General features: G+C 62.8%; 27 protein-coding genes. 21 read left to right on the top strand and 6 right to left on the bottom strand.

Going from position 1 to position 26298, the window contains the following annotated elements:
- Positions 1 to 13 precede the first annotated feature (13 nt).
- The 3 genes from PUN71_RS02800 to glmS form a co-directional block, all read right to left on the bottom strand.
- Positions 14 to 1597 carry an NAD(P)H-hydrate dehydratase gene (locus PUN71_RS02800; RefSeq protein WP_277797270.1) on the bottom strand — a complete coding sequence of 528 codons (1584 nt, stop codon included), beginning with the start codon at positions 1595 to 1597 and terminating at the stop codon, positions 14 to 16.
- A 12-nt stretch (positions 1598 to 1609) separates the two neighbouring features.
- Positions 1610 to 1957 (bottom strand): holo-ACP synthase, encoded by a 348-nt coding sequence (locus tag PUN71_RS02795; protein WP_013601780.1) that lies wholly within the window; start codon positions 1955 to 1957, stop codon positions 1610 to 1612.
- Positions 1958 to 2148: 191 nt separating this feature from the next.
- The gene (gene glmS, locus PUN71_RS02790) at positions 2149 to 4041 is read right to left on the bottom strand and encodes a glutamine--fructose-6-phosphate transaminase (isomerizing) (RefSeq protein ID WP_277797269.1); all 1893 of its coding nucleotides are present in this window, start codon (positions 4039 to 4041) and stop codon (positions 2149 to 2151) included.
- Between the two features lie 117 nt (positions 4042 to 4158).
- Here glmS and coaA point away from each other — a divergent pair, with 117 nt between their 5' ends.
- The 3 genes from coaA to mscL are packed head-to-tail and all read left to right on the top strand — an operon-like array spanning position 4159 to position 6443.
- Positions 4159 to 5154 carry a type I pantothenate kinase gene (gene coaA, locus PUN71_RS02785; RefSeq protein WP_277797268.1) on the top strand — a complete coding sequence of 332 codons (996 nt, stop codon included), beginning with the start codon at positions 4159 to 4161 and terminating at the stop codon, positions 5152 to 5154.
- Positions 5155 to 5159: 5 nt separating this feature from the next.
- The gene (locus PUN71_RS02780; RefSeq protein WP_277797267.1) at positions 5160 to 6017 is read left to right on the top strand and encodes a M15 family metallopeptidase; all 858 of its coding nucleotides are present in this window, start codon (positions 5160 to 5162) and stop codon (positions 6015 to 6017) included.
- Between the two features lie 24 nt (positions 6018 to 6041).
- Positions 6042 to 6443, top strand: coding sequence for a large conductance mechanosensitive channel protein MscL (gene mscL / locus PUN71_RS02775; protein ID WP_043454711.1), 402 nt, complete (start codon positions 6042 to 6044; stop codon positions 6441 to 6443).
- A 61-nt stretch (positions 6444 to 6504) separates the two neighbouring features.
- Here mscL and glmM read toward each other — a convergent pair whose 3' ends face one another.
- Complete coding sequence (gene glmM, locus PUN71_RS02770) at positions 6505 to 7866, bottom strand: phosphoglucosamine mutase (protein WP_277797266.1); 1362 nt, start codon at positions 7864 to 7866, stop codon at positions 6505 to 6507.
- Positions 7867 to 8050: 184 nt separating this feature from the next.
- On the opposite strand from glmM, the gene PUN71_RS02765 reads away from it, so the two are divergent.
- Positions 8051 to 9286, top strand: coding sequence for a bifunctional glycosyltransferase family 2/GtrA family protein (locus tag PUN71_RS02765; RefSeq protein ID WP_277797265.1), 1236 nt, complete (start codon positions 8051 to 8053; stop codon positions 9284 to 9286).
- 8 nt (positions 9287 to 9294) lie between these two features.
- The gene (locus PUN71_RS02760) at positions 9295 to 11202 is read left to right on the top strand and encodes an ArnT family glycosyltransferase (protein WP_277797264.1); all 1908 of its coding nucleotides are present in this window, start codon (positions 9295 to 9297) and stop codon (positions 11200 to 11202) included.
- A gap of 54 nt (positions 11203 to 11256) precedes the next feature.
- Here the strand turns inward: PUN71_RS02760 and rpsI are convergent, their stop codons facing one another.
- Both rpsI and rplM read right to left on the bottom strand, forming a co-directional pair.
- Positions 11257 to 11763: a 30S ribosomal protein S9 gene (rpsI, locus tag PUN71_RS02755; RefSeq protein WP_043454698.1), complete on the bottom strand. Its 507-nt coding sequence runs from the start codon at positions 11761 to 11763 to the stop codon at positions 11257 to 11259.
- Positions 11764 to 11802: 39 nt separating this feature from the next.
- Complete coding sequence (rplM, locus tag PUN71_RS02750; RefSeq protein ID WP_043454696.1) at positions 11803 to 12246, bottom strand: 50S ribosomal protein L13; 444 nt, start codon at positions 12244 to 12246, stop codon at positions 11803 to 11805.
- 327 nt (positions 12247 to 12573) lie between these two features.
- Here rplM and PUN71_RS02745 point away from each other — a divergent pair, with 327 nt between their 5' ends.
- The 16 genes from PUN71_RS02745 (at position 12574) to PUN71_RS02670 (ending at position 26290) form a co-directional block, all read left to right on the top strand.
- Entirely contained in the window at positions 12574 to 13209 is a 636-nt protein-coding gene (locus tag PUN71_RS02745) for a prepilin peptidase (RefSeq protein WP_277797263.1), read from the top strand.
- Positions 13210 to 13489: 280 nt separating this feature from the next.
- A complete protein-coding gene (locus tag PUN71_RS02740) occupies positions 13490 to 13681 on the top strand; it encodes a Flp family type IVb pilin (RefSeq protein WP_277797262.1) in 192 nt (63 codons plus the stop codon).
- 31 nt (positions 13682 to 13712) lie between these two features.
- A complete protein-coding gene (locus PUN71_RS02735; RefSeq protein ID WP_277797261.1) occupies positions 13713 to 13904 on the top strand; it encodes a Flp family type IVb pilin in 192 nt (63 codons plus the stop codon).
- A gap of 203 nt (positions 13905 to 14107) precedes the next feature.
- Complete coding sequence (locus PUN71_RS02730) at positions 14108 to 14551, top strand: TadE/TadG family type IV pilus assembly protein (RefSeq protein WP_349361797.1); 444 nt, start codon at positions 14108 to 14110, stop codon at positions 14549 to 14551.
- The gene (locus PUN71_RS02725) at positions 14539 to 15555 is read left to right on the top strand and encodes a TadE/TadG family type IV pilus assembly protein (protein WP_277797260.1); all 1017 of its coding nucleotides are present in this window, start codon (positions 14539 to 14541) and stop codon (positions 15553 to 15555) included. The genes PUN71_RS02730 and PUN71_RS02725 overlap by 13 nt, the downstream gene beginning before the upstream one ends.
- 21 nt (positions 15556 to 15576) lie before the next feature.
- Positions 15577 to 16317, top strand: coding sequence for a Flp pilus assembly protein CpaB (gene cpaB, locus PUN71_RS02720; RefSeq protein WP_277797259.1), 741 nt, complete (start codon positions 15577 to 15579; stop codon positions 16315 to 16317).
- On the top strand, positions 16314 to 17510 hold the full coding sequence (locus PUN71_RS02715; RefSeq protein ID WP_277797258.1) for a CpaE/TadZ family protein: 1197 nt from the start codon (positions 16314 to 16316) through the stop codon (positions 17508 to 17510). The genes cpaB (PUN71_RS02720) and PUN71_RS02715 overlap by 4 nt, the downstream gene beginning before the upstream one ends.
- Positions 17507 to 18943, top strand: coding sequence for a TadA family conjugal transfer-associated ATPase (locus tag PUN71_RS02710; RefSeq protein WP_277797257.1), 1437 nt, complete (start codon positions 17507 to 17509; stop codon positions 18941 to 18943). Before PUN71_RS02715 ends, PUN71_RS02710 begins: the two co-directional genes overlap by 4 nt.
- Positions 18940 to 19887 (top strand): type II secretion system F family protein, encoded by a 948-nt coding sequence (locus tag PUN71_RS02705; protein ID WP_277797256.1) that lies wholly within the window; start codon positions 18940 to 18942, stop codon positions 19885 to 19887. The genes PUN71_RS02710 and PUN71_RS02705 overlap by 4 nt, the downstream gene beginning before the upstream one ends.
- Before the next feature lie 9 nt (positions 19888 to 19896).
- Positions 19897 to 20805 carry a type II secretion system F family protein gene (locus PUN71_RS02700; protein ID WP_277797255.1) on the top strand — a complete coding sequence of 303 codons (909 nt, stop codon included), beginning with the start codon at positions 19897 to 19899 and terminating at the stop codon, positions 20803 to 20805.
- 280 nt (positions 20806 to 21085) lie between these two features.
- Entirely contained in the window at positions 21086 to 21310 is a 225-nt protein-coding gene (locus tag PUN71_RS02695; protein WP_277797254.1) for a Flp family type IVb pilin, read from the top strand.
- Positions 21311 to 21414: 104 nt separating this feature from the next.
- Complete coding sequence (locus PUN71_RS02690) at positions 21415 to 21804, top strand: TadE/TadG family type IV pilus assembly protein (RefSeq protein ID WP_277797253.1); 390 nt, start codon at positions 21415 to 21417, stop codon at positions 21802 to 21804.
- Positions 21792 to 22823 carry a pilus assembly protein TadG-related protein gene (locus tag PUN71_RS02685; protein ID WP_277797252.1) on the top strand — a complete coding sequence of 344 codons (1032 nt, stop codon included), beginning with the start codon at positions 21792 to 21794 and terminating at the stop codon, positions 22821 to 22823. Before PUN71_RS02690 ends, PUN71_RS02685 begins: the two co-directional genes overlap by 13 nt.
- A 40-nt stretch (positions 22824 to 22863) precedes the next feature.
- Positions 22864 to 23613, top strand: coding sequence for a Flp pilus assembly protein CpaB (gene cpaB / locus PUN71_RS02680; RefSeq protein WP_277797251.1), 750 nt, complete (start codon positions 22864 to 22866; stop codon positions 23611 to 23613).
- A complete protein-coding gene (locus tag PUN71_RS02675) occupies positions 23610 to 24806 on the top strand; it encodes a CpaE/TadZ family protein (protein WP_277797250.1) in 1197 nt (398 codons plus the stop codon). Before cpaB (PUN71_RS02680) ends, PUN71_RS02675 begins: the two co-directional genes overlap by 4 nt.
- Positions 24806 to 26290 (top strand): TadA family conjugal transfer-associated ATPase, encoded by a 1485-nt coding sequence (locus tag PUN71_RS02670; protein ID WP_277797249.1) that lies wholly within the window; start codon positions 24806 to 24808, stop codon positions 26288 to 26290. The genes PUN71_RS02675 and PUN71_RS02670 overlap by 1 nt, the downstream gene beginning before the upstream one ends.
- The last annotated feature ends 8 nt before the right edge of the window (positions 26291 to 26298 follow it).

The following is a 26298-nucleotide window of genomic DNA, read 5'->3' as shown; positions in this document are numbered from 1 at the left end:
TGCGAACTAATGCCTACCGTAGTGGTTGGCTGTGACTATTACGTTTCCGCGCTCCATAGTTACTAAGCATGCTGACTTTACCCCAAACTTCGGGTAGGGCATCCGCAATTCCGCCAGCGGCGATCGGTCCGCCAAAAACTGCCTCCGACGCCGCCCTCCCGGCCCGGCCGTGCAAGGCGGCACCCAGCGCGGCCAGGGCGGCCCACCGCGCGTCCGCGCCGGCACCCACTGCACTGAAGCGGCCGCCGTCGGGCCCGGCCTGGGCGAGCAGCGCTCCGATGACGCCGGCCAGGACGTCGCCGCTGCCGGCCGTGGCGAGCCACGGCGTCCCGTCCGCCTGGCTGAAGGTGCTGCCCGAGGGCGCGGCCACGAGGGTGGTGGCCCCCTTCAGGAGGACGGTTGCGCCCGTGCGGGCGGCCGCCTGGCGGACGGCGCCGAGCGTGGCGGCTTCCACGGCTTCCCGGTCCTCGCCGCCGCCCAGCCGCTGGAAGAGCGATGCGAGCTCGCCGGCGTGCGGCGTCAGCACCACGTGCGGGGCAAGCGTGTCGGGAAGTGCCGGCAGCGCGCCGGCGTCGGCCACTACCGGAAGGCCGGAATCAATGGCGTCCCGTGCGCGGGCCAGCTGTTCGTGGTCCTGCGGTCCCATGCCTGAGCCCACCAGCCAGGTCTGGACGCGGTTGTCGGCCACACTTCCCGTGCTGCAGACCACCTCGGGGCAGGACTGCCGGACCAGGTCTGCCACCGAGGACGGGCCCAGGTACCGGACCATGCCAACTCCGGCGGCAAGCGCGCCACGGCAGGCCAGGACGGCTGCACCCGGGTAGTCCTCGGAACCGGCCACAACGCCCAGCACGCCGCGGGAGTATTTTTGCGCACGGCGCTGCGGGCGGGGCAAGAGGTGCGCCAGGTCGGCGTCCTCCAGCCGGCGCAGCGGCGCCTGCGGCAGGTGCTCCTCGATCCCGATCGGCACCACCAGGACCCGCCCGGCGTAGTCCGCGCCGGGGTCGGCCAGGAGCCCGGCTTTCGCTCCACCAAACGTGACGGTCACGTCAGCCGGCAGGACCGGGGCGCTGGCCTCGCCCGTATCGGCATCGACGCCGCTGGGAAGGTCGCAGGCCACCACCACGCCGCGCCTGTCCGCGTCGCTCACCGCCTCGACCAGGCCGGCGGCACTCCCCCGCAGCCCGCCCTTGGCACCGGTCCCCAGCACGGCGTCAATGACGACGTCGGCCCGGGCCGTTTCCGCCACCAGTTCCGGACGTGCCGCGTCCGTGAGCCTGTGGACCCGCCCGCCGGCCCGCTCAAATGCGGCCAGGCCGGCCGGATGGGCGGCATCGCCGGTGAGTACCGCCGTCGTACGCATGCCGCGGCCAGCGAGGAAGGCGCCCGCGTACAGGCCGTCGCCGCCGTTGTTGCCCTTGCCGGCCAGCACCACCACGCGGGCACCGTTCAGACGGGTTCCGCGGGCAGTGAGTTCATGGACGACGGCGGTGGCCAGCCCGTGCGCGGCGCGCTGCATGAGCACGTCCCCGAGCCCGTCGGCGAGGAGCGGTTCTTCGGCTGTGCGGACCTGCGTTCCGGTGTAGGCGCTGATCATGCGGCCGCCGGGTCAGCCTTCGGCCAGGACCGTGGCGGTGGCGATGCCGCCGTCGTGGCTGATGGACAGGTGCCACCGCTTGACGCCCTTGGCCTCTGCAACCGCAAGGACCGTCCCCTTGACCTGGACGGTGGGCCCGTTGTGGTCCAGGCCGATCCAGCAGTCCTGCCAGTTCATGCCGGCGGGGGCACCCAGCACCTTGGCCACGGCTTCCTTGGCGGCAAAGCGGGCAGCCAGGGAGCGGGTATTCAGTTCCCGTTCCGCGGGCACGAAGAGCCGGTCCCTCAGGCCCGGCGTCCGCTCCAGCTGGCGGCCGAACCGCTCGATGTCAACTACGTCTACCCCAATGCCAACGATCATGCGGTTCATTCTACGGTGGGGCTTCCGGCTACAAGGAGGCTTCCACCCCGGTTTCAGGCGGATCTTGCCGTTGTCCGCCATCAGCGCAAATGCGTGTTGTTTCTGGCACAGCAGCGTTAAAGCGGAAAGCCCCGCGCCATCCAGGACGAGTTCATCCAGGCCCGGGGCTTCCTTTGTCAATGCCTGACTAGCTATTCGACGGTGACGCTCTTGGCGAGGTTGCGGGGCTGGTCCACGTCGTAGCCCTTGGCTGCTGCCAGTTCCGCGGCGAAGATCTGCAGCGGCACGGTGGTCAGCAGGGGCATGAGCAGGGTGGGGGTTTCCGGGACGTAGAAGACGTACTCGGCGTAGGCCTTGACAGCTTCGTCGCCTTCCTCGGCGATGACCAGGGTCCGGGCGCCGCGGGCGCGGACTTCCTGGATGTTGGAGACCACCTTGGAGTGCAGCGAGTCGCGCCCGCGTGGGGACGGGACCACCACGAACACCGGCTGGCCTTCGTCGATCAGCGCGATGGGGCCGTGCTTGAGCTCACCGGCGGCAAAGCCTTCGGCGTGGATGTACGCGATCTCCTTGAGCTTCAGCGCACCTTCCAGGGCTACGGGGAAGCCCACGTGCCGGCCCAGGTACAGCACGGACTTTTCGTCCGCCATGGACCGGGCCAGTTCGCGCAGCGGCCCGGCGTTGTCCAGGATGGTCTGGATTTTGGCGGGGATCTTGTTCAGGTCCGCCAGGACGTCCTTGATCTGGCCGGAGAAGATGTTCCCGCGCAGCTGTGCCAGGTACAGGCCCAGCAGGTACGCGGCGGTGATCTGGGCCAGGAACGCCTTGGTGGACGCCACCGCGATTTCCGGGCCGGCGTGCGTGTAGAGCACGGCGTCGGATTCACGCGGGATGGTCGAGCCGTTGGTGTTGCAGATGGAGATGGTCTTGGCGCCCTGCTCGCGGGCGTACCGGACGGCCATCAGGGTGTCCATGGTCTCGCCGGACTGGCTGATGGACACCACCAGGGTCTTCTCGTCCAGGATCGGGTCGCGGTAGCGGAACTCGTGCGCCAGCTCCACCTCCGTGGGGATCCGGCACCAGTTCTCGATGGCGTACTTGGCCACCATGCCGGCGTAGGCGGCCGTGCCGCAGGCCAGCACGATGATCTTGTTGACCTGCTTCAGCAGCTCGGGATCGATCCGCAGCTCATCCAGGGTCAGCTTGCCCTTGATGTCCGACCGGCCCAGCAGGGTCTGCGCCACGGCGTCGGGCTGGTCATGGATTTCCTTCTCCATGAACGAGGAGAAGCCGCCCTTTTCCGCCGAGGCCGGGTCCCAGTCAACGTGGTATTCCTTGCCCTGGGCCGGGTTGCCGTAGAAATCGGTGATCTCCACCGAGTCCGCGGTGATGGTGACGATCTGGTCCTGGCCCAGCTCCACGGCGCGGCGGGTGTAGTCGATGAACCCGGACACGTCCGAGCCCAGGAAGTTCTCGCCCTCGCCCAGGCCCACCACCAGCGGGGAGTTGCGGCGGGCGGCCACGACGACGTCGGGCTGGTCCGCGTGGACCGCCAGCAGGGTGAAGGCGCCCTCGAGGCGCTGGCAGGCCAGCTCCATCGCGTGGGTCAGGCCGCCGTTGGCCGGGTCACCGCCCAGCTTGTTCCGCAGGATGTCAGCCAGCAGCGCGGCAGCAACTTCAGTGTCCGTCTCGGACAGGAAGGTCACGCCCTTTTCCAGCAGCTCAAGCTTGAGCTCGGCAAAGTTTTCAATGATGCCGTTGTGGATCACGGCGAGCTTGCCGCCGTCGGCCAGGTGCGGGTGGGCGTTGCGGTCCGTCGGGCCGCCGTGCGTGGCCCAGCGGGTGTGGCCGATGCCGGTCACTGCCTCAGGAAGCGGGCGCGCCTCGAGCTCACCAATCAGGTTGCTCAGCTTCCCGGACTTCTTCCGCGACTCGATGGTCCCCTGGGACACCACCGCCACACCGGCAGAGTCATAACCGCGGTACTCCAGGCGGCGCAGCCCCTCAAGGACAACGTCCAGCGCACTGTGACCGTTAATTGCACCGTCAGTCGAACGGCCTACGTATCCCACGATTCCACACATAGCCACAAGACTATCGGCAGCGGGCCGGTTGCTCTAAACCGGCCGGCCGGCGTGTGGGGCTGCCGGCGGGGCGTCCGTGACGGGTGCCGCCGCGCTGAGCAGGGGCGTCATTTCGCGATGTGCCGGGAGCGGGGCAGAATCTTTAGCGTGACTTCGCAACGCAATGAAGCGAACGGGGAGGGTGCCTCGCCGTTCGTGGAGCTGGACCGGCATACCTGGTCCCGGCTCGCAGCCCAGATGGAACAGCCCCTTAATGAAGAGGATGTGCTGCGCCTTCGCGGGCTTGGCGACCCCTTGGACATCAAGGAAGTCAGGGATGTCTACCTGCCGCTGTCCCGGCTCCTGCACCTGTACGTCGAGGCGGCCGGGCAGCTGCATGCGGCCACCACCACGTTCCTGGGCGAGCAGACCCAGCGCACCCCGTTCGTGATCGGCGTCGCCGGGTCTGTTGCGGTGGGCAAGTCCACCATCGCCCGTGTCCTGCGGGAAATGCTCCGCCGCTGGCCGGGCACCCCCAATGTGGAGCTCATCACCACGGACGGTTTCCTCTATCCGCTGGCCGAGCTGAAGCGGCGGCAGCTGCTGGACCGGAAGGGTTTCCCTGAGTCCTACGATCGCCGCGCGCTGCTGCGTTTCGTGAGCGAGATCAAGGGCGGTGCCGAGGAAGTGCGCGCACCGTGGTACTCCCACGTCACCTACGACATCGTGCCCGGCAAGGAAGTGGTGGTCCGCCGCCCGGACGTGCTGATCGTGGAGGGCCTGAACGTGCTGGCCCCGGCCCGGCCGCGGCATGACGGCCGGCAGGGCCTGGCGCTGAGCGACTTCTTCGACTTCTCCATCTACGTCGACGCCAAGACCTCCTACATCGAGGAGTGGTACGTGGACCGGTTCCGGAAGCTGCGGAGCACGGCGTTCGCGCAGCCGGAGTCCTACTTCCACCGCTACGCCACCCTCTCGGATGATGAGGCGGAGAGCACCGCACGGGACATCTGGAAGCGGATCAATGAGCCCAACCTGGAGGAGAATGTGCTGCCCACCCGGGGCCGGGCGCAGCTGGTGCTGACCAAAGAGGCCGACCATTCCATCCGCCGCATGCTGCTCCGGAAGGTGTAGCACAGGTGTGCTACCACTGCGGTTCCCCGAGCCGGCGCAGCTTCGCCCGCTTCCTTGCAGCGGGGGCCGGGCTGACTGTCCTGGCTGGCTGCACGCCGGAGGCACCCAAGGCCGTGGCGCCGTCGTCCGCTGCTCCTTCCGCGTCCCCCTCCCCCGCAGCCGCCACCGTCCCAGCAGGCCCGACCGCGGAAGCGGCCACGGTGGGCCAGCCGCCTGAGGTGCCGTCCCCCACACCGTCCCCCTCGGCAACCCTGGCGCGGCAGTTTTCGCTTGACGACCCGGCCAGCCAGTGGGTCATCGTGAACAAGCACCGGCCGCTGAAGCCAGCAGACTATGTGCCGGCCGATTTGGTGCGCCCCGCCGTCGCCATTTCCGCGGCCGGCGAGGCTGCCCTGCTGAACAGCACGACGGCGGCCGCCGCCGAGGCGATGTTCGCTGCGGCGGTGCGGGACGGCGTGGAGATGGTCCTGGCCAGCGGCTACCGCTCGTACACCACCCAGGTGACCACCTACAACGGGTACGTCGCCGCCCGCGGGCAGGCCGACGCCGACACAGCCAGCGCGCGCCCGGGCCATTCGGAGCACCAGACGGGGTGGGCGTTCGACATCGCGGACGGCGGCGGCGCCTGCAGCTTCCAGCCGTGTTTCGCGGACCAGCCGTCAGCGGCGTGGGCGAAGGCCAACGGGCACCGGTTTGGGTTCGTGGTGCGGTACCAGTGGATGCTGCACCCCATCACGGGGTATTTCTACGAGCCGTGGCACCTGCGGTTCGTGGGCGTGGAAGCCGCGACGGACATGCTGAACCGCGGCATTGCCACACTGGAGGAATACTTCGGCCTCGAAGCGGCGCCAACATACCTGTAACACGGGTGCGCTAGGTTGGTTTCCATGCTTAGTGGATTCAAGAACTTCATCATGAAGGGCAACGTCGTTGACCTTGCCGTGGCTGTTGTCATGGGTACTGCCTTCGGAGCCGTTGTCACGGCGCTGGTGAACAAGGTGCTCATGCCGTTCGTCTCCGGCCTGGTGGGCGCACCCAACTTTGACAGCTTTGCGCGCGTGGAGCTGAACGGGAACGCCATCGAGTTCGGGGTGCTGCTGACGGCGGTGGTGAACTTCCTGTTGATCGCGGCCGCCATCTACTTCGTGGTGGTAATGCCCATGAACATGATGATCGAGCGCCGCAACCGCCGGCTGGGGATCAACAAGGACGTCAAGAAGGATGCCGCCGAGGATCCGCAGGTTGCGCTGCTGACCGAGATCCGGGATGCGCTGAAGGACCGCGTTTAGGCCGCCTGTTCAACCGCCAGTGGCCCGCCTCCTGTTGGAGGCGGGCCACTTTTGTTTGCTGCTAGTTGGAGGCCAGTTCCAGCGCGAGCTCTGTCCGGACCACCTGGGCCAGGTGTTCGGCGATGGATTGCGCGGTGTCTTCGTCCGCGGCTTCCACCATCACCCGGACCACAGGCTCGGTGCCGGAGGGGCGGAGCAGGACGCGGCCGGTTTCCCCGAGTGCCGCTTCCGCCGCCGCCACGGCCTGGGCGAGGACGTCGCTGCTGCCTACGCGGCTCCGGTCCACGCCCTTAACGTTGATCAGCACCTGTGGGAGCTTGGTCATGACGGTGGCCAGCTCCTTGAGCGGCTTGCCGGTCAGGGCTACCTGCGCTGCGAGCTGCAGGCCGGTGAGGAGGCCGTCGCCGGTGGTTGCGTGGTCGGCGAAGATGACGTGGCCGGACTGTTCGCCGCCGAGGTTGTAGCCGCCGTCGCGCATGCCTTCCAGGACGTAGCGGTCCCCCACGGCGGTTTCGACGATGGTGATGCCGGCGTTGCGGAGGGCGATCTTGAGGCCGAGGTTGCTCATGACGGTGGCCACCAGGACGTCGTCTTTGAGCTTGCCGGACTTTTGCAGGGCGATGGCCAGGATGGCCATGATCTGGTCGCCGTCCACTTCGTTGCCTTCGTGGTCCACGGCGAGGCAGCGGTCGGCGTCGCCGTCGTGGGCGATGCCCAGGTTGGCGCCGTTCTTGACCACGGCTTCCTTGAGCGGGCCGAGGTGGGTGGAGCCGACGCCGTCATTGATGTTCAGGCCGTCCGGATCGGCGCCGATAACGATGACGTCAGCGCCGGCGTCCTTGAAGAGCTGGGGCGAGCAGCCGCTGGCGGCTCCGTTGGCGCAGTCAAGGACCACGGTGAGTCCGTCGAGGCGGTGCGGGAGGGTGCGGAGCAGGTGGACGATGTAGCGGTCCTCGGCGTCCGAGAAGCGCTGGATACGGCCTACGTCGGCGCCCGTGGGGCGCACGGCTTCCTTGCCCATCTGGGCTTCGATGGCGTCCTCCACCTCGTCCGGCAGCTTCTGGCCGCCGCGCGCGAAGAACTTGATGCCGTTGTCCGGCGCCGGGTTGTGGGAAGCAGAGATCATGACGCCGAAGTCGGCGTCCAGGTCCGCCACCAGGTACGCGGCGGCGGGAGTGGGCAGGACCCCCGCGTCATAGACGTCGATGCCTGAGCTGGAAAGGCCGGCCTCGACGGCGGCGGCGATGAATTCACCACTGGCCCGCGGGTCACGGGCCAGCACGGCGCGGGGCCGGGAGCCGTTGGAGTTGCGGTCATGACCGAGCACGACGGCGGCCGCCTGGGCCAGCTGCAGGGCCAGTTCTGCTGTCAGCAGGCCGTTGGCCAGTCCCCGGACACCATCAGTTCCAAATAATCTAGACACCGGTCAAGTGTAGAGGATGGGGCGCAGGAGGACCTGCGTAGGCGGCGTCCATGTGCCGGTTCTACCTGTTGGGTACCTGCCCGCCGCCGGGCACAAATACTGGGACTACTTGCTTTTTTTCGTGGCTACCTGTCTTTGCCCAAAAGGCTCGCCACGCCTATTTATCGGCCCCTACGATCCATGCATGACACCTAGCGATGGGGGCTTGGCGCTCGAAATTGTAGTACCGGTATACAACGAAGAAGCGGTACTGGAACGCAGCATCACAAGGCTCGCCGAATATCTGACGAATGAAATGCCGTCGACGTGGAAAATTACCATCGCCGATAATGCAAGCACCGATCGGACACCGGTGATTGCCGCCCGCCTTAGCGGACACATTCCGAACGTGGAGTATCGGCGTCTCGAGGTCAAAGGACGCGGGCACGCGCTAAGAGATGCCTGGTCTGCTTCAGATGCCAAGGTCCTGGCCTACCTGGACGTCGACCTTTCGACAGATCTGGCGGCGCTTCCACCTTTAGTGGCTCCCTTGCTGTCCGGGCATTCTGATATTTCAATCGGCACGCGTTTAGGCCAAAGCTCACGGGTGAGTCGGGGCCCCAAACGGGAATTCATCTCCAGGTCCTACAATTTCCTACTGCGCCGCACCATGCAGGTGAGGTTCTCTGACGCCCAGTGCGGGTTCAAAGCCATTCGAGCCGCTGTGGCAAAGCGGTTGCTTCCCCATGTTCAGGACAATTGCTGGTTTTTTGACACCGAGCTTCTAATAATTGCTGAGCGTTCCGGCCTTCGCATTCACGAGATTCCCGTCGACTGGGTCGATGATCCGGACAGCCGGGTGGATATCAAGCAGACAGCCGTGGATGACCTGAAGGGGATGGTCCGGGTTGCCGGATCGCTCCTGAAGGGTGTCATACCCGTTCAGGCGATTTACGCGGAGCTGGGACGTCGGCCGCTCGCGCCCCTAAGCCGGCCAAGCTTCTTTGGCCAGGTCCTCCGGTTTGGTCTCGTCGGGGTTGCTTCCACCTTGGCCTTCGCGCTGCTCTACCTCATGATGCAGGGGCTCTTCGGGTCCCAGGAAGCCAACTTCCTGGCGCTGATGCTGACCGCCATAGGAAACACGACAGCCAACAGGCGGTTCACGTTTGGCATCAGCGGACCGGAGAAGGTGTTCACTCATCAGTTCCAAGGCTTAATAGTTTTTCTCCTGGCGTGGACCCTTACGTCGTCGTCATTGGTGGTACTCCACTCGCTGCACGCGGATGCTACGCCCAACGTAGAGCTTCTGGTGCTGACCGCGGCGAACGTCTTCGCCACTTTGATGAGGTTTGTCCTCCTGCGGCTCTGGGTTTTCCGCACTCAGATCGACCGCCCTCCTGCACGCCGGGCTCTGCTCACGGCAGGAAACGCCGCCAGGTGAGGCCCTCCGTGACGCAGACCCTGAACGACCTCTTGCCTTCCCCGCCGCACGTTCTCAGGGAAAGAGCGCGTATCATCGGCGTCTTAACCGCTGGCGCTACCCGGTGGGAACGGCCCGCCCTGTTGTTACTGCTTGGGCTGACAGCCATCTTGTACTGCTGGGGCCTGGATATCAACGGTTGGGCAAACTCCTATTACTCAGCCGCCGTCATGTCCGGGGCACAGGATTGGATGGCCTTCTTTTACGGCTCTTCAGATCCCGCCAACGCGATTACCGTGGACAAGCCACCGCTCAGCATATGGGTCATGGCCCTGTCAGTTCGCCTGTTTGGACTCAACAGTTGGAGCATCCTCCTGCCGCAGGCGCTTATGGGAGTCCTCACTGTGTACCTGCTTTACGTCCTGGTCCGCAGATACGCCGGGGTCTACACGGGACTCCTGGCGGCAACATTCATGGCGGTCACCCCCGTGAGCACGGCGATGTTCCGCTACAACAATCCTGATGCGCTGCTGATCCTGATAATGGTTGGCTGCGCATTGGCGACGGTCACCGCCATCGATCGGCAGCAGCCCTTGCTTTTGACGGCGGCGGGGGCGATGGCTGGCGCAGGTTTTCTCACCAAGCAATTGCAGATTGCGCTAATCCTCCCCGCGCTCGCCATCACCTACGTGGTCTTCGCCTCCGCAACCTGGCGGCGGCGACTGCTGCATCTGATCTGCGCGTTCCTTTCTGCTGCCGCGGTGGCCGGTTCGTGGTTGCTGGCGGTGCAGTTGGCTGCTCCGACCAGCCGTCCTTTCATCGGCGGCTCCCGGACCAACAGCGCTCTCGAACTCGCTCTCGGGTACAACGGCCTGCAACGCCTGACCGGCGAAGACGCGGTGCGCTCTACTCCCACTGATGCTCTCGACGGGGACTTTACTGGTGGATTCCAGCGTTTCCTTGAGCCGCAATTCGCGGGTCAATGCGGCTGGTTCCTGCCCCTGTCCCTCGTTGGCATGTCTCTGGCCGCTGTTTGGATCTCGAAGCGCGAAGGGAGTCGGGGTACCCGGGCACTGTTGCTGTTATCTGGCACATGGCTGGTCACATCCGCCACTGTGTTGGCTTTCATGTCCGGAATCCTGCACCCGTATTACTGCCTCACCTCCGTTCCTCCGCTTTGTGTGTTGGGTGCCGTAGGCCTCAGCCATCTCCTCAAGTCACGGACTCGCAAGAGCAGGGTGCTTCTGCTGTTGACACTGGTAGCAGCTATGACCATGGCCTATGTATCCGCGCTCCGTTCGATCCAGGACTTCCCGGGCCTGCCACTCATCCTGCTCGTTCTCTGGGCTGTCGCAATTGCCCTGCAATTCATGCCCGGAATCCGTCAGCCTGTCGCCCGCGCCGCGTCTGCCGGATTGATGGCCGTCCTATTAACCGGACCTGTCATATGGTCCCTCAATACCGTCCTCAGCCCTCATGTAGGCGCCGGGGTAATAGCGGGACCAAGTATCCTGGGCTACCGAAGCGACCACCCTGACAAGCAGCACCTGGGAGACCACGTGATTCCCGGACAGGTTGCCCTGATGTTTGGCGACAGTACTCAGCCTGCAGTTGTTGACGCCCTGCGACAAATTCCTCCGTCGGCAACTTGGGTAACAGCCACGATTGGCTCCGAAACTGCCGCCAACTACCAACTGGAAGTGGGCCGCAGCGTCCTCCCAATTGGCGGCTTCGACGGCACCGATCCCTTTCCCAGTTTGGAACAGTTCCAGGCCCTGGTTGCAGGCGGAAGGGTAGGGTCCTTGGTCATCAAGGATTTGCCGCCCTTGACATTAGAGGGGAAGGGAGAATCAGCACGAATTGTCGATTGGGTTCGCACCAGCTTTGCAGCTGAGCCAGGTGTGGGGGCCGAGTTCTATCTGTTGCACCAGCCTTAACGACGGAAAAGCCCGTCCCGCCAAACGGCGGGACGGGCTTCCGTGCAAGCGGATTTAGCGCTTGGAGTACTGCTGAGCCTTACGGGCCTTCTTAAGACCAGCCTTCTTACGCTCGATGACACGGGCGTCGCGGGACAGGTAACCGGCCTTCTTCAGGGTCGGACGGTTGTTTTCGACGTCGATCTCGTTCAAGGAACGGGCGATGCCGAGGCGCAGTGCGCCCGCCTGGCCGGAAATGCCACCACCGTGGATACGGGCGATGACGTCGTAGGCGCCTTCGAGATCAAGGATCTTGAAGGGCTCATTGACGTCCTGCTGGTGCAGCTTGTTCGGGAAGTAGTTCGCCAGCTCGCGGCCGTTGATGGTCCACTTGCCGGAGCCGGGCACAACGCGGACGCGTGCAACGGCTTCCTTCCGGCGGCCAACAGCTGCGCCGGCAACGGTCAGGGCCGGGCGCTCCTTCTTGGGAGCAGCTTCAGCAGCTGAGCTCTCAGAGGTGTAGCTGGTCAGGTTTTCCTCGGCCTCGGGGGCCTCGGTGGTCAGTTCTTCGTTCTGAGCCACGATTCTCCTTGTATTAAGTAAGTTGTTTGGTGGCCAGGACTACTGGGCGACCTGGGTGATTTCGAAAGTCTTGGGCTGCTGGGCGGCGTGCGGGTGCTCAGCACCGCGGTACACCTTCAGCTTGCCGAGCTGCTGGGCAGCCAGGGAGTTCTTGGGGAGCATGCCCTTGATGGCCTTCTCAACAGCGCGGACCGGGTTGGTTTCCAGCAGTTCCGCGTAGTTGACGGAGGTCAGGCCGCCCGGGTAGCCGGAGTGGCGGTATGCGCGCTTCTGCTCCAGCTTGGCACCGGTCAGGGCTACCTTCTCGGCGTTGATGATGATGACAAAGTCGCCCATGTCCATGTGGGATGCGAAAGTGGCCTTGTGCTTGCCGCGCAGCAGGATTGCGGTCTGGCTTGCAAGACGACCAAGGACAACGTCGGTGGCGTCAATGACGTGCCACTGGCGGTTGATATCGCCGGGCTTCGGGGTGTACGTACGCACGGTGTTTGCCTCGTTCTTGTTCTGGCGTTCTTGTTTAGGTGTCACTAACTCGTGCACCTACTGTCTGCGCGCTACCGGAACAGAGGTGAGGGCTCCATGTAACCAGTCATCCTGAAGTTCCGAATGTGCACGTTGAGTAGTCATCCTGCAACCGGATTCTCAAGCGGGCACGCACCATCGGAATAGGACACGCACAACGACTACCAAGATTAGCGCGTCAGGTGGTCCAGGGTCAAAATGGGGGTAGCCGGAGGCCGCTGGGGCTTGGCCGGCTCATCTACGCAGGGGGATGCAGTGTCGTCAGCGGTGAACGGGGACTCCACCAGCATGTTCTTCTTTGTCATCGGCGCCGCGCTCCTAGGTGGCGCTTTATCACCCCTCGCCGAGACGCTGATCGCGAAACTGCTTCCTAGACTCGGCGGAGCGCCTCGCCTAAAGATGCGAATTGCGACGGCGGCCCTTACCGCTGTCGCAAGTGTCGCCTTTGCGCTGCATTTTGGTAATACAGCCAGCCTCCCTGCCTTTGTCTTTCTTGCGATAATCGGGGTGCAGCTGGCCCGGATTGATGTAGCACTTCACCTACTGCCAAATCCCCTGGTGCTGACTCTTCTCGCCGGCGGTCTTTTATTGCTTTTACTGCCTGCACTCCTTGATAAGCAATCTGACCAGTGGGTCCGAGCGGCCGTCGGAGCTGTTACTTTGTTTGCCGCGTATCTGATTATGGGACTTATTTCCCCGGGCGGCATCGGTATGGGCGACGTAAAGCTAGCTGCACCGGTCGGCCTCTACTTGGGGTACCTAGGCTGGGCGCAGCTCCTCTACGGCGGCTTGCTGGGCTTTGTCGTCAACGGGGTGGTGACGGTCCTTGTCCTGCGCAGAAAGGGCCGTGAACAAGCCACGGAAGTGCCGCACGGCCCCTCTATGCTGGGCGTTTTGGCAGCCCTCGCACTCTTCTCGAGTTAGTCATCTTCGCCTCAACCCATCGTCCCTACCAAGGCTATCCCGCGTCAGCCTCCAAGTAGCCAGCAGAAATCTCTACGTTCACTTCTGAGTACTGCCGACTGCTTCCGAGTACGTACTTTTGCCTCGTTCACTAAAAGTCGAGTACCACTACGCATTGTTGGTCATTGGCGACGGTGACAATCTCTTCTTAGCGAAGTCCAGCCGCTAGGAATTATGGGGGCAGCTGGAAATTCGTTGAAATCAAAATATCAATTCATTTCACCGAATTAAGGACAATAAAATGACTTCTCTCATGGTCTCGATGATGGCTTTCGTTGCCGGCGTCAAGGATCGCTTCTCCTCGGAAAAGGGTGCCACTGCCGTTGAATACGGCCTCCTGGTGGCCCTCATCGCCGCAGTCATCGTCGCAATCGTCGCCACTTTGGGCGGCCAGATCAACACCGCCTTCACCACGATCTCAAGCAAGCTCTAGAGGCTTACACATCTGTCAAAGAGGGGGGAAAATGTCAGCTCTCATGATTCCGGTTCTTGCATACATCTCAGGTATCAAGGAACGGTTCACCTCAGAAAAGGGTGCGACTGCTGTGGAATATGGCCTTCTCGTGGCACTAATCGCAGCAGTGATCATAGCGATCGTGGCAACGCTGGGCGGACAGATAAAGGACGCCTTTACTACGGTCTCCAGCCAGCTGTAGCGGAGTCTGGAGGACTAGGGGCGGGGCGGGAACCTGGAGCACTGGCTCACCGGATTCCGCCCCGCCCTACCCGTTCCAGCACACAGACCACGACTTTCCCGATATCGGAAAATGCGGCTCATGGCCCTGTGCCGATGTCCTGAACCATAACAACCGTCACGCCTGGCCTATTAGTCAGGCCTCCCAGAATCCTGGTCACACTCATGATGTCGATTCTCAAGCGCCAGCCACGACCTCGAGGCATGAGGGAGGCCGGCGCGGTTGCTGTCGAATTTGCACTGGTTCTACCGATCTTCCTTGCGCTCGTCCTTGGCATTGCTGAGATGGGCAGAGCATTCAACATTCAGGTGTCCCTTAGCGAAGCGGCACGTCAGGCTTCGCGGTATGCGGCCGTTCATTGCTCGGAAGCCGGCTACTCTCCGGCTAGCGCCCAGGCGGCGGGTGTAGCGGCAGCTCCATCAGTGGCTTTGACGGACTCAAATATTTCCATCACCTACACGGGGACCGGCTCGTGCGCGGACGGCAATGACGTATCGGTCAGCGTCAGCTACACAACTCCTTGGATGACAGGCTTTCCCAACCTAATCCCTGGAATGCCGGCCGGTCTCACCATTCAAGGCAAAGGGGTCATGCGATGCAACGCATAGGCGCAAGAGGTTCGGAACGAGGCGTTGTCGCCCCAATGACCGCGCTCATCATGGTGTTCCTGTTGGGCATGTCTGCCTTCGCTATCGACGTTGCCACCATGTACTCAGAGCACGCGCAACTTCAAAATGGTGCCGACGCTTCGGCTCTCGCCATCGCCAAGCAGTGCTCCAAGTCGCCAACGGCTTGCGCCGCCAATCAATCCGCTGCAGCTGCCGGGTACGCGAACGGCAACGCTTTGGACGCGCACAGCAATGTTTTGAGCGCCGTCGCGGACGCCACCGCCGGAACCATTGACGTTACCCTGCAGGCGCAGGAGCCTGACGGCAGTAACCACTTCTCTCTACAATTCGCCAAGGCTATAGGGATATCGACAACAGACATCCAGGCTTCGGCGAGCGCGAAGTGGGGATACCCGAGCAGCGGCAAAGGATTCCCGCTGGCGTTCTCGCAGAGTTGCTGGAACTTGGGCCCCGCGACACCCACAGGCGGGGATGTACAGAAAATTACGTGGAAGCCGGGAACACCCTCGTGCACCAATGCTTCCGGTCTCACTATCCCGGGGGGATGGGGGTGGTTGGACGACGCATCAACTGATCCCTGCACGGCCGTGACGTCCGTCGGTAACTTCACCACTAGCAACCCCGGGAACAACCCACCCACGACTTGCGAAACCATCCTCCAGGGCTGGAAGAACACGCTTTTGGCGGGTGGGACGGTAAAGGTCACGTTCCCTATTTTTGACACCGCCTCCGGCACCGGGAACACGGGGGTATTCCACATCGTGGGTTATGCAACGTTCAGCATCTGGGGCTGGCATTTCGGAAACTCTTCAGGCCCATACGAATTCCGCGACAGTGCGACCGACCCTGGCATGAACGCCAGCCTGGCCTGTTCTGGTGGAAATGACCGCTGCATCATCGGCCAATTCGTCGAGTACACAACCTCCACAGGGGGCAGCGGCGGATCGGACTTCGGCACAGACAGTGTCTCACTCATCAAATAGGAACCAAGTTAGGGGCTTAAATTGAAAACTCGCCTTCTGGGAGGCATCGTTGCGCTCGTGCTCGCCGTAGTCGGCACGTTGCTTCTCATCTCATACGTTCAAGGGTCTGAAGCCAGGGCCCAAGCAGACCTGCAACCCATCGACGTTCTGGTGGTCGAAAAGCAGCTTCCACAGGGTTCAACCCTGGACCAGGTCAAGTCAGCAGTAAAGCTCACCTCTCTTCCGTCAGCTTCAGTGCCAAATGGAGCCCTGAAAAGCCTCGATGGTCTCGATGGAAAAGTAACCTCCGCCGACCTGGTTCCAGGCGAACCACTTCTCGGAGTTCGCCTCGTGGACCCCACAAGCCTTGCAGCCCCTGGTTCCGTTCCAGTGCCTGCCGGCATGCAGGAGATTTCGGTTCAGCTCGACGCGCAGCGGGTAGTCGGTGGACGGATCGTGGCGGGCGACACCGTGGGTGTCGTAGCCCTATTCGCAGGAGATGGCCCAGATGGCGCGACCGCACAGCAGATCTTCCACAAGGTTTTGGTCACTAGCGTCCAGCGCGCAGTGACCCAAAACTCCGGGAGCAATCAGGCGTCCAGCGAACAGGCAAACACGCAGCTGCCAACGGGCCAGTTGCTGGTGACCTTCGCCCGTGGCGACGCCGATGCCCAGAAGATCGCCTTCGCCGCAGAGTTCGGAAAGCTCTGGCTTACGAAGGAGCCGGCGTCAGCTACGGAAAGCACTCCGAGCATCATCAAGAAAGTGGAGCTGATCAAATGAGCAGGTTCGTGTTGATCACCCAGGACAACAGCTTCACCCAGCGGACCAAGCAGGCGGCGAACAGCCTGCACGGTGCCTTGCAGACTCTTCAGGCCGACTACCTCCCTCCCAGCCCGGAAGACATCCTTCGTGCAATCAATGGGGATCCGGCGGAAGTGATTCTCCTTGGGCCCGGGCTTCCAACGGATGACGCGATCCGGCTCGCCAGTCTCTTCGACCTCCAGTTTCCGGAGATCAGCGTAGTTCTAGTGACCGACGGAGGGTCCGAAGTGGCCCTGCCTGCCATGCGCGCCGGCATCCGTGACCTGCTCAACCCCAGCGCACCAGTTGATGACATACGGGCAATGCTGGAACGGGCCAGCCTGGCATCTGCCGGACGTCGGCGGGGACTGGGAGCGTCGGTAACGGAGGCGCCGACAGGCACGCGAATAGTCGCGGTCATGTCGCCCAAAGGAGGGGTTGGCAAGACGACTGTGACGACCAACCTGGCGGTGGGCTTGGGGAAAGTCGCACCGAGCAGCGTCGTAGTTGTGGACCTGGATCTCCAGTTCGGTGACGTTGCGTCCGGCCTCATGCTGGAGCCTGAGCGCACCTTGGCTGATGCCGTCACCGGAGCTGCAGTCCAAGACAGCATGGTCTTGAAGTCCTACCTCACACTCCACCAGTCCGGGGTCTACGCTCTCTGTGCACCACTAAACCCGGCTCAGGCGGACCAAATCAGCGGAGAGCAGGTAGGACACCTCATCTCCCAGCTCGCTACCGAGTTCCAGTATGTCGTGGTCGACACGGCACCGGGCCTTGGCGAACACGTCCTTGCCACGTTGGACCGTGCAACGGATGCAGTGTGGGTATGCGGCATGGACATTCCCAGTATCCGGGGCTTGCGGACGGGTTTCCGGATCCTGGAGGAGTTGAACCTCATGCCCGAAAACCGGCACGTTGTGCTCAATTTTGCGGACCGCAGAAGCGGTCTGACGGTACAGGACGTGGAAGCGACTATCGGGTGCCCCGTGGACATCGTCCTGCCGCGCTCAAGGGCCGTTCCCTTTTCCACCAATAAAGGCGTGCCGCTCCTGCAGGACGGCAGCCGGGACAGCGCAGCTCGTGGCCTGGCCCAGCTTGTGGACCGTCTCAAGCCTGATTGGAAGGAAAAACAACACAAGAAGCTTCACAGAAGGGCGGTAGTGCAATGAGTCTGGCACGAAGGCTGGAAGCAGCCAGGGGGAATAACGACCCGAATGACGGTGCCGTTGTCAGCGCCCCTGTAGCGCCATGGAATTCTACCGCCGCCTCTTCAACCGGAGCCATCACCTCGCCGAGCTATGCAACCGAGCCCAACGAGGCACTTAGTGCGGTTAAAGAACGTGCCGGTGTTGCACTGTATGAGCGCATGGGCAGTCGGATCACTGACTCTTCCATTGACGATGCTGAGCTTCAGCAGTACGTCAAGGATGAGCTCAAAAAGATCATCGAAGAAGAGGACATCCCGCTGACGCTCACCGAGCGAAACCGGCTTGTCCAGGAAATTATCGACGACGTCCTGGGGCTCGGCCCGCTCGAAAAGTTCCTCAAAGACGGCGAGATTACCGAGATTATGGTCAACGGCCCCGACAAGATCTATGTGGAACGGCAAGGAAAGCTCGGAATCACGGGCTCCCGGTTCAACGACGAGGATCATCTGCGAAAAGTCATAGAGCGGATCGTCACAAAGGTCGGTCGGCGCATTGACGAGTCTTCACCTCTCGTGGATGCCCGCCTGAGCGATGGATCCCGTGTCAACGCCATCATTCCGCCTCTGGCGGTCAGTGGCTCCTCCCTCACCATCCGCAAATTCGGCCAAGTGCCACTGACGGTCAATAACCTGATTTCTTTGGGGTCCATGTCTCCCGAGATCGCCGAACTCCTCCACGCCTGTGTCCGGGCACGGCTCAACATCATCGTTTCGGGCGGCACCGGTACAGGCAAGACGACCATGCTCAACGTACTGTCGTCCTTCCTTCCCGCCGACGAACGAATCGTTACCATCGAAGATGCCGTGGAGCTCCAACTGCAGCAGGAACACGTAGTTCGGCTGGAAAGCCGCCCGCAGAACATTGAGGGCAAAGGGGAGATCACCATCCGCGATCTCGTTCGGAACTCCCTGCGTATGCGGCCTGATCGGATTGTCATCGGTGAGGTCCGTGGAGGGGAGTCGCTGGACATGCTGCAGGCGATGAACACTGGCCACGACGGCTCCATTTCCACCGTCCACGCCAATTCGCCGCGCGACGCAATTTCCCGGCTTGAAACATTGGTTCTCATGGCCGGCATGGATCTTCCGCTCCGCGCCATTCGAGAGCAGATTGCCTCCGCGGTGAACCTGATTGTGCACATTTCCAGGCTTCGTGATGGCTCCCGGCGCATAACCCATGTCACCGAAGTCCAGGGCATGGAAGGCGATATCGTGACACTGCAGGACGCCTTCGTGTTTGACTACAGTGCCGGCGTCGACGCCAACGGAAAGTTCCTCGGCAGAACAGTGCCAACCGGTGTACGTCCGCGTTTCGTGGATCACTTCGCTGAACTCGGCATACCGCTTTCTCCGGCGGTATTTGGTACCACTCCAGTAGGCGGTGGCTTCCGGTGACCGTTACGAACCCGGTGTTCCTGGCACTCGGAGTTGCACTTTGTTTGTCGGCTGCGGCCGTCCTCTTCCTCGTTACATTCAAAAGCAGACGGGATGAGATCGCTCTCTCCCGCAGGAGGCCCGGAGTTGCCAACGGGCCCGGTTTGCTTACACGGGCAGCCGAATCGGCTACTGCGTTTTTGGAAAAGAACGTCAGTAAGAATGCAACTTTTGGAAGTCGTGCATCCCTAGAGCAGGCAGGCCTGAAGATCCGCCAGGCAGACTTCCTGTTGCTGGTTGCCTGCAGCGCTGTCACCGCCGGCTTTGTTGGATTCATTTTGTGGGGATTCGTCGCTGCATTACTCTTCGTGGTCGCAACGCCCTTTGTTGCCATGCTGGTCTTGAATGTGCTTTCTTCGCGGCGCCGTTCAAAGTTCGAAGCGCAACTGGGTGACACCCTGCAAATGCTCTCCGGCGGCCTCCGAGCGGGACACAGCCTTCTCCGTTCCGTAGACGCAGTGTCAAAGGAGGCGGAGGCACCAACTTCGGAGGAGTTCGCAAGGCTGGTCAATGAGAACCGGCTTGGGCGGGACCTGAAGGACTCGATGCTGGATGCTGCACGCCGGCTGAGAAGCGAAGACTTCGAGTGGGTGGGCCAGGCCATCGAGATCCACCGCGAAGTTGGTGGAGACCTTGCGGAAGTCCTGGACCAGGTGGGGGAAACCATCCGGGAACGCAGCCAGATCAAAGGCCAGGTCAAGGCACTCAGCGCAGAGGGAAGGCTTTCCGCCTACATACTCGTGGCTCTACCCATCGGGATGTTCCTTTATATGTCGGTCGTCAACACGACGTACATCTCAACCCTTTACACCAGCTTCATCGGCTGGATCATGCTCGGAGTGGCTGTACTCATCCTGTCGGTGGGGTCGTTCTGGCTTAGCCGCGTCGTGAAGATCAAGTTTTAGGAGGAAGACATGACAGCAATGGCTTGGCTGATAATTGGCCTGATTGTGTTTCCGGTTTCCTTTATGGCTTGGTCTTTCCTTTCTGTAGATAGGAGGGGATTCGCGGCAGTCCGGAGCAATCTCGGCCGGGGCATCCGCCTTATAGAGGCCGGGGTGCCGGGAACCGGCACGGCCGGTAGTGCGGACGCCAAACCCTCAGTCCCACTGGGGCTGAGGGTCACGCCGAAGGGTTATGTCGCATGGCTGGATAAACTGCTTGCCAGGGCCGGCCGGCCCGCACAACTGCCCCTTCCGCGGCTGTTGATTGCCAAGCCGGCGTTGGCGCTCCTTGTCGCGGTGCTAGGGATCCTTATCATCAGCAAGGATCCCACGCCCGCCGCTTGCCTGTTCGTAGCGCTGGCGGCCATCCTCGCCTACTTCGTGCCCGACATCCTGATTCACGGCAGGGGCGCTGAACGCCAGAAAGCAATCGAACTTGAACTGCCAAACACACTCGACCAGATGCTGATCTCCGTTGAGGCCGGCTTGGGTTTCGAGATCGCGATGGCGCGGGCGGGTCAAAACGGAAAGGGCCCCCTGGCCTTTGAGCTCATGAGGACCCTCCAGGACATGCAGGTTGGCAGGAGCCGACGAGACGCCTACCTCGCCTTGGCCGCCCGGACAGATGTGCCGGACCTGCGGGCCTTTGTCCGGGCCGTTGTCCAGGCAGACATCTATGGGATTGCAATCGCAAACGTACTCCGGACACAAGCGAAGCAGATGCGCATCAAGCGGCGCCAACGGGCCGAAGAGAAGGCCATGAAACTGCCGATCAAAGTTCTCTTCCCATTGATGTTTTGTATCCTCCCTGCCCTGTTCATAGTCATCATGGGCCCTGCAGTCATCAATGTCATGAAGAACTTCGTAGGCGCTTTCTGACTCTCCCGCCGTCATTCACTTCGCGCCTCCCCTACCCGGCGGCGCCTCCAAAAAGCCGGACCCCCTCGGAACCCAGAACCGAGGGGGTCCTTTTGTCTGCCCGTGCTGGCCAAATCCACCAGAAGCACAGGAAAAACCCAGTAAAAGCACAGGGAAAAGGCACTCGGTAAAGCCTTTGCGCAGGATGTTGCAAGATCCGGTCAACGTCGCATCAAACGTTGCTAACTTCGTTTCAGTGCTGGTGCAGGGCCAGCCACATCCGTCTCGCTCAGGAGTCAAAATGCTTTCTCTCTACACCAACCTCTCCGTCCGCCTTCGCAGCGAAAAAGGTGCAACAGCCGTCGAATACGGCATTATGGTCGCACTTATCGCCGTCGTTATCATCGCCGCCGTCACGCTGCTCGGCGGGACCATGCAGGATACGTTCACGCAGATTCAGTGCTCGGTGAGCAAAGGAACGTTCGTGGCTCGCGCGGGTGATGTCGCTGCCAGCTGCACCCCGTAGTAGCACCTTCTGACAGGGAACTTTTGCGCCGATGAGTATGAGGTGGCGGCGGCAAGGGCCGTCGCCACCTTTTCCTACTGCCCGAATGATTGAAAGGCACCTCCATGTCCCAAGAATCCGAGCGCGGCGCCGCCGCTGTCGAGTTCGCGATTGTGGTGCCTGTCCTCGTCATGTTGTTGCTGGGCATCATGGAGTTCAGCCGGGTTTACAACGCCCAGGCTGAGCTTTCAGCAGCTGCCCGTGAAGGCGTGCGGGTAATGGCCGTGACCGGCAATCAAACAACGGCGCGGTCAGCAGCGAAGAACACAGCGGTTTCCTTGAAACCGGTTTTGCAGGACAGCAACATCAGTTTCGGAGCAGCTTGCCCTTCAACCGTTAGTGCCGGGACCAGTCCCCAAGCCACGATCACCATCACCTACTCCCTGTCCACCCTCACTGGGATAGCGGGGCCCTTCACGATGACCGGCAAGGGAACAATGCTATGCGGAGGCTGAAACTAGCCAGCCGGAAACGCGACGGCGAGCGCGGCGCCGTGAGTGTCATTGTCGCCACGATGCTGGTTGTCCTGCTTGGCTTCGGTGCCATGGCTGTCGACGTCGCAATGTTGTACTCGGAGCGAACGCAGCTCCGCAACGGGGCCGATGCAGCTGCGTTTGCCATCGCGCAAAAATGTGCCAAGAATCCCAGCGACACAGACTGCTCCAACACCTCATCTTTGGCGGCGAACCTGGCCAACACAAATGCCAACGACGGACTCAGCAATATCAAATCCATCGCGTTGGACAAGACAAACCGCAAGGTGACTGTCTCGGTCGCATCCCAGGAAGCCGGACACAGTGCCAACCAAGTCTCGCTCTTCTTCGCCCGGACCCTTGGTTTTAACACAGCTGAGGTTAACGCTCCCTCCACCGTTAATTGGGGTAGCCCAACCAAAGGCACCACCGTATTCCCCCTGACGATCTCCATCTGCCAGGTCCGCGGCCAATACGGAGTCATGCAGCTTCTCCGCATGCATGGCACGGGCGCCAACCCAAGCTGCAATTACGGTCCGGCGGGCGCCTTTGTCGAAGGCGGCTTTGGTGGACTCAAACAGGATGCCAATTCCTGCGGCGCCTTGGTGGATATCACAAAGAGCACTGCGGGGGGCGACACCGGCAACAACCCGCCCCCCAACTGTGAAGTGACCCTCAACGGATGGGCGGCCGACATGACAGCCGGTAAGGACGTAATCGTACTGTTGCCCATTTTCAATGCCGTCACGGGTACCGGAACCAATGCGATCTATGGACTCAAAACTTTTGCCGCATTCAAGGTGGCAGGTTGGAAGTTCGGGCCTACCGGGCTTCCGTACACCTTTCACAACAGATCCCCAGACGTACCCGCCGCTTTGGAATGCAAGGAGCCTTGCCGGGGCATCATAGGGACATTTGTGCAGTACGTGTCGCTTGCAAGTGGCTACACGCTGGGCCCGGTTGATCCAGATGGGGTCACCGTTGTGGCCCTCGGCGGCTAGAAGTGCCAACTAGACCATTCAGGAAGTTCAGGAGCAGTCAGTGAAGTCTCGTATGTTGGCCGGTGTATCAGCAGTGGTGCTGGCCATCATCGGAGCGGTCCTCATCGTCACCTATGCCCAAGGTGCCGATCAGCGCGCCATGAAGGACATGGATCCCACCGGCGTACTGGTGGTGACTAAGGCCGTTCCGGCAGGTTCGTCCCTTGACATTGTGCGGGCTTCAGTGAGTGTACAGCAGGTTCCCGCCACCGCTGTCTCTAAGAGCGCTCTCAAAAATCTTGACGACGCGGCCGGAAAGGTCGCAGCCGTCGACCTCGTCCCCGGCGAACAACTCCTCGCCGAACGCCTCGTCGCCCCGCAGGACGCCAAAACCACCGGCGGCGTCAAAGTGCCCGCAGGCATGCAGGAAGTCACCTTCGAGCTGGAACCGAAGCGCGTCGTAGGCGGGCGGATTGAAGCCGGCGACCACGTCGGCCTCGGCTTCAGCTTCGCCGGCGGCGCGGACAAGGCCAAGACAAGTGAAGCGACAACGCAGCTCACGCTCCGCAAGGTCCTGGTCACCGCCGTCCAGCGGGCCCCGCAACCAAGCGCCAAGCCCACCGACGGCACCAACCCCCAGGACACCACCCTCCCGCAGGGATCCTTCATGGTGACAGTGGCTGTGAATGACATCGACGCCACCAAGATCATCTACTCCTCCAACAATGGTGACCTCTGGCTCACCAAGGAACCCCTCGACGCCCAGGACAACGGCGGCTTCATTGCCAGGAAGGACACGGTGTACAAGTGAGCCGCTTCGTCCTCCTCTCCCCCAGCACCGAGTTCGACCAGAAGCTGCGCGCCGCCGTCGCCCACGGCCTGCGCGGCACCGTCCAGACCATCGCGAGCGATATCCTCCCGGCAGGCCCGGCCGAACTGTTCGCCCTCCTCAACCAGGAACAGCCGGAGGTCCTCATCATCGGCCCGGACGTCCCCTACGAAGAGGCATTGCGGTTCGCCAAGGTCTCCGACGTCCAGCTCCCAGGTCTCAGCCTGGTCCTGGTCAGCGACGTGCAGCCGGAGTTCCTCCTGCACGCCATGCGCGCCGGCATCCGCGACATCCTCAGCCCGCAGGCGGACGCCGCCGAAATCCGGGTGCTGCTGGAGCGCGCCTGCCAGTCTTTCGCCACCCGACACCGGGGCCCCGAATCACAGCACGCGGAGGCGAACGGCAAGGGACTGGTCATCGGCGTCTTCTCCCCCAAGGGCGGCGTGGGCAAAACCACCCTGGCCACCAACATCGCCATCGGCCTGGGCCAGATCGCACCCATGAGCGTGGTCATCGTAGACCTTGACCTGCAGTTCGGCGACGTCGCCTCGGGCCTGTACCTCAACCCCGAACACACCGTCACGGACGCCGTCACCCCCGCCGCCGCCCAGGACTCGCTGGTCCTCAAGGCCTTCCTCACGGTGCACCCCGCCGGCATCTACGCCCTCTGCGCCCCGCCCAACCCCGTGGACGCAGACCACATCACCCCGGACCAGGTAAGCCGGCTGCTCGAACAGCTCGCCCAGGAGTTCCAGTACGTGGTAATCGACACTGCCCCGGGCATGCCCGAAATCGGCCTTGCGGCCATGGAGCAGTGCACGGATGTGGTGTGGGTCAGCGCCATGGACATCCCCAGCCTGCGCGGACTCCGCTCCGGCCTGGAAGTCCTCCGCCAGCTGGAGATCATGCCCGAATCCCGCCACGTGGTCCTCAACATGGCGGACGCGAAAGCAGGCCTCAACGTCCAGGACGTCGAATCCACCATCGGCGCACCCGTGGACGTCAGCGTCCCCCGCTCCCGCGCCGTGGCCCTGTCCACCAACCGCGGCATCCCCGTCCTGCAGGAATCGAAGAAAGACCCCGCCGTCAAGAGCCTCCGCCAGCTGGTGGAGCGCTTCAACCCGGCCTGGCGCACACAGACTCAGCGGAAGCTTCACCGAAGGGTGGTTATCTGATGAAACTCTCCGAACGCATCAACGCGGTCCAGGACCGCAACCAGGCTGCCGGCGCGGGCACTGCGCTGCTGGAACCGCCCCGCGCCGCAGCTTCGCCAGCCCCGGCGGACAGTGCGGAACGGCACCTTCCCGCGCATGCCGCCGTCGTGCATTCAACGCATGACGCCGGCACAGCGCAGGTGCCCAGCTCACCAAGGGTGGACGTCTTCGCAGCCATGAAGGACAGGGCGGCCACGGCCCTTTTCGAGCGGATGGGCACCCGCTTCAACGACGCCGCCGTGAGCGAACAGGAACTGCGGAGCACCGCCAAGGAGGAACTCACCCGCATCATCGACGCGGAGCAGGTGCCGCTGACCCCGGAGGAGCGCACCCGCCTGGTCCGCGACGTTGCCGACGACGTGCTGGGCTACGGCCCCCTCCAGCGACTGCTGGACGATCCCGCCGTCACCGAAATCATGGTGAACCGGATGGACCAGATCTATGTCGAGCGCAAGGGCAAACTCACCCTCACCGAGTCCCGTTTCAGCTCAGAGGAACACCTGCGCAAGGTCATCGAGCGGATCGTATCCAAAGTCGGCCGCCGCATCGACGAGTCCTCGCCCCTGGTGGACGCCCGCCTCGAGGACGGTTCGCGCGTCAACGCCGTCATCCCGCCGCTGGCCGTGGGCGGCTCCTCCCTGACCATCCGTAAATTCAGCAAGACGCCGCTCACGGTCCGCAACCTGATCGACTTCGGAACGCTCACCCCCGAGATGGCCGAACTGCTCAACGCCTGTGTCAAGGCGAAGCTGAACATCATCGTTTCGGGCGGTACCGGCACGGGCAAGACCACCCTCCTGAATGTCCTGTCCTCGTTCCTTCCGCACGATGAACGCATCGTCACCATCGAGGACGCCGTGGAACTGCAGATCCAGCAGGAACACGTGGTCCGGCTGGAGAGCCGCCCGCCCAACACCGAAGGCAAGGGCGAGGTCACCATCCGCGAACTTCTCCGCAACTCCCTCCGCATGCGCCCGGACCGCATCGTGGTGGGTGAGGTCCGCGGCGGCGAATCGCTGGACATGCTGCAGGCCATGAACACCGGCCACGACGGCTCCCTCTCCACGGTGCACTCCAACTCACCCCGCGATGCGGTGGCCCGACTGGAAACCCTGGTGCTGATGGCCGGCATGGACCTGCCGCTGCGCGCCATCCGCGAACAGATCGCCTCCGCCGTGAACCTCATCGTCCAGATCTCCCGGCTCCGCGACGGCTCGCGGCGCATCACCCACGTCACCGAGGTCCAGGGCATGGAAGGCGACATCGTGACCCTTCAGGACGCCTTCGTCTTCGACTACTCCGCCGGTGTGGACGCCCAGGGCCGGTTCCTGGGCAGGCCGGTGGCCACGGGCATCCGGCCCCGGTTCATCGACCGGTTCGAGGACCTGGGCATCCACGTCTCCCCGGCCGTATTCGCCGGGCCGCTGTCTCCGGGCACCAAGTAGGGACGCGG

It is taken from the genome of Arthrobacter sp. NQ7 (genome assembly GCF_029581595.2).
Taxonomy (GTDB): Bacteria; Actinomycetota; Actinomycetes; order Actinomycetales; family Micrococcaceae; genus Arthrobacter; species Arthrobacter phenanthrenivorans_B.
Note: the sequence above shows the minus strand (reverse complement) of the source record. Positions and strands in the feature narration are given on the sequence as shown.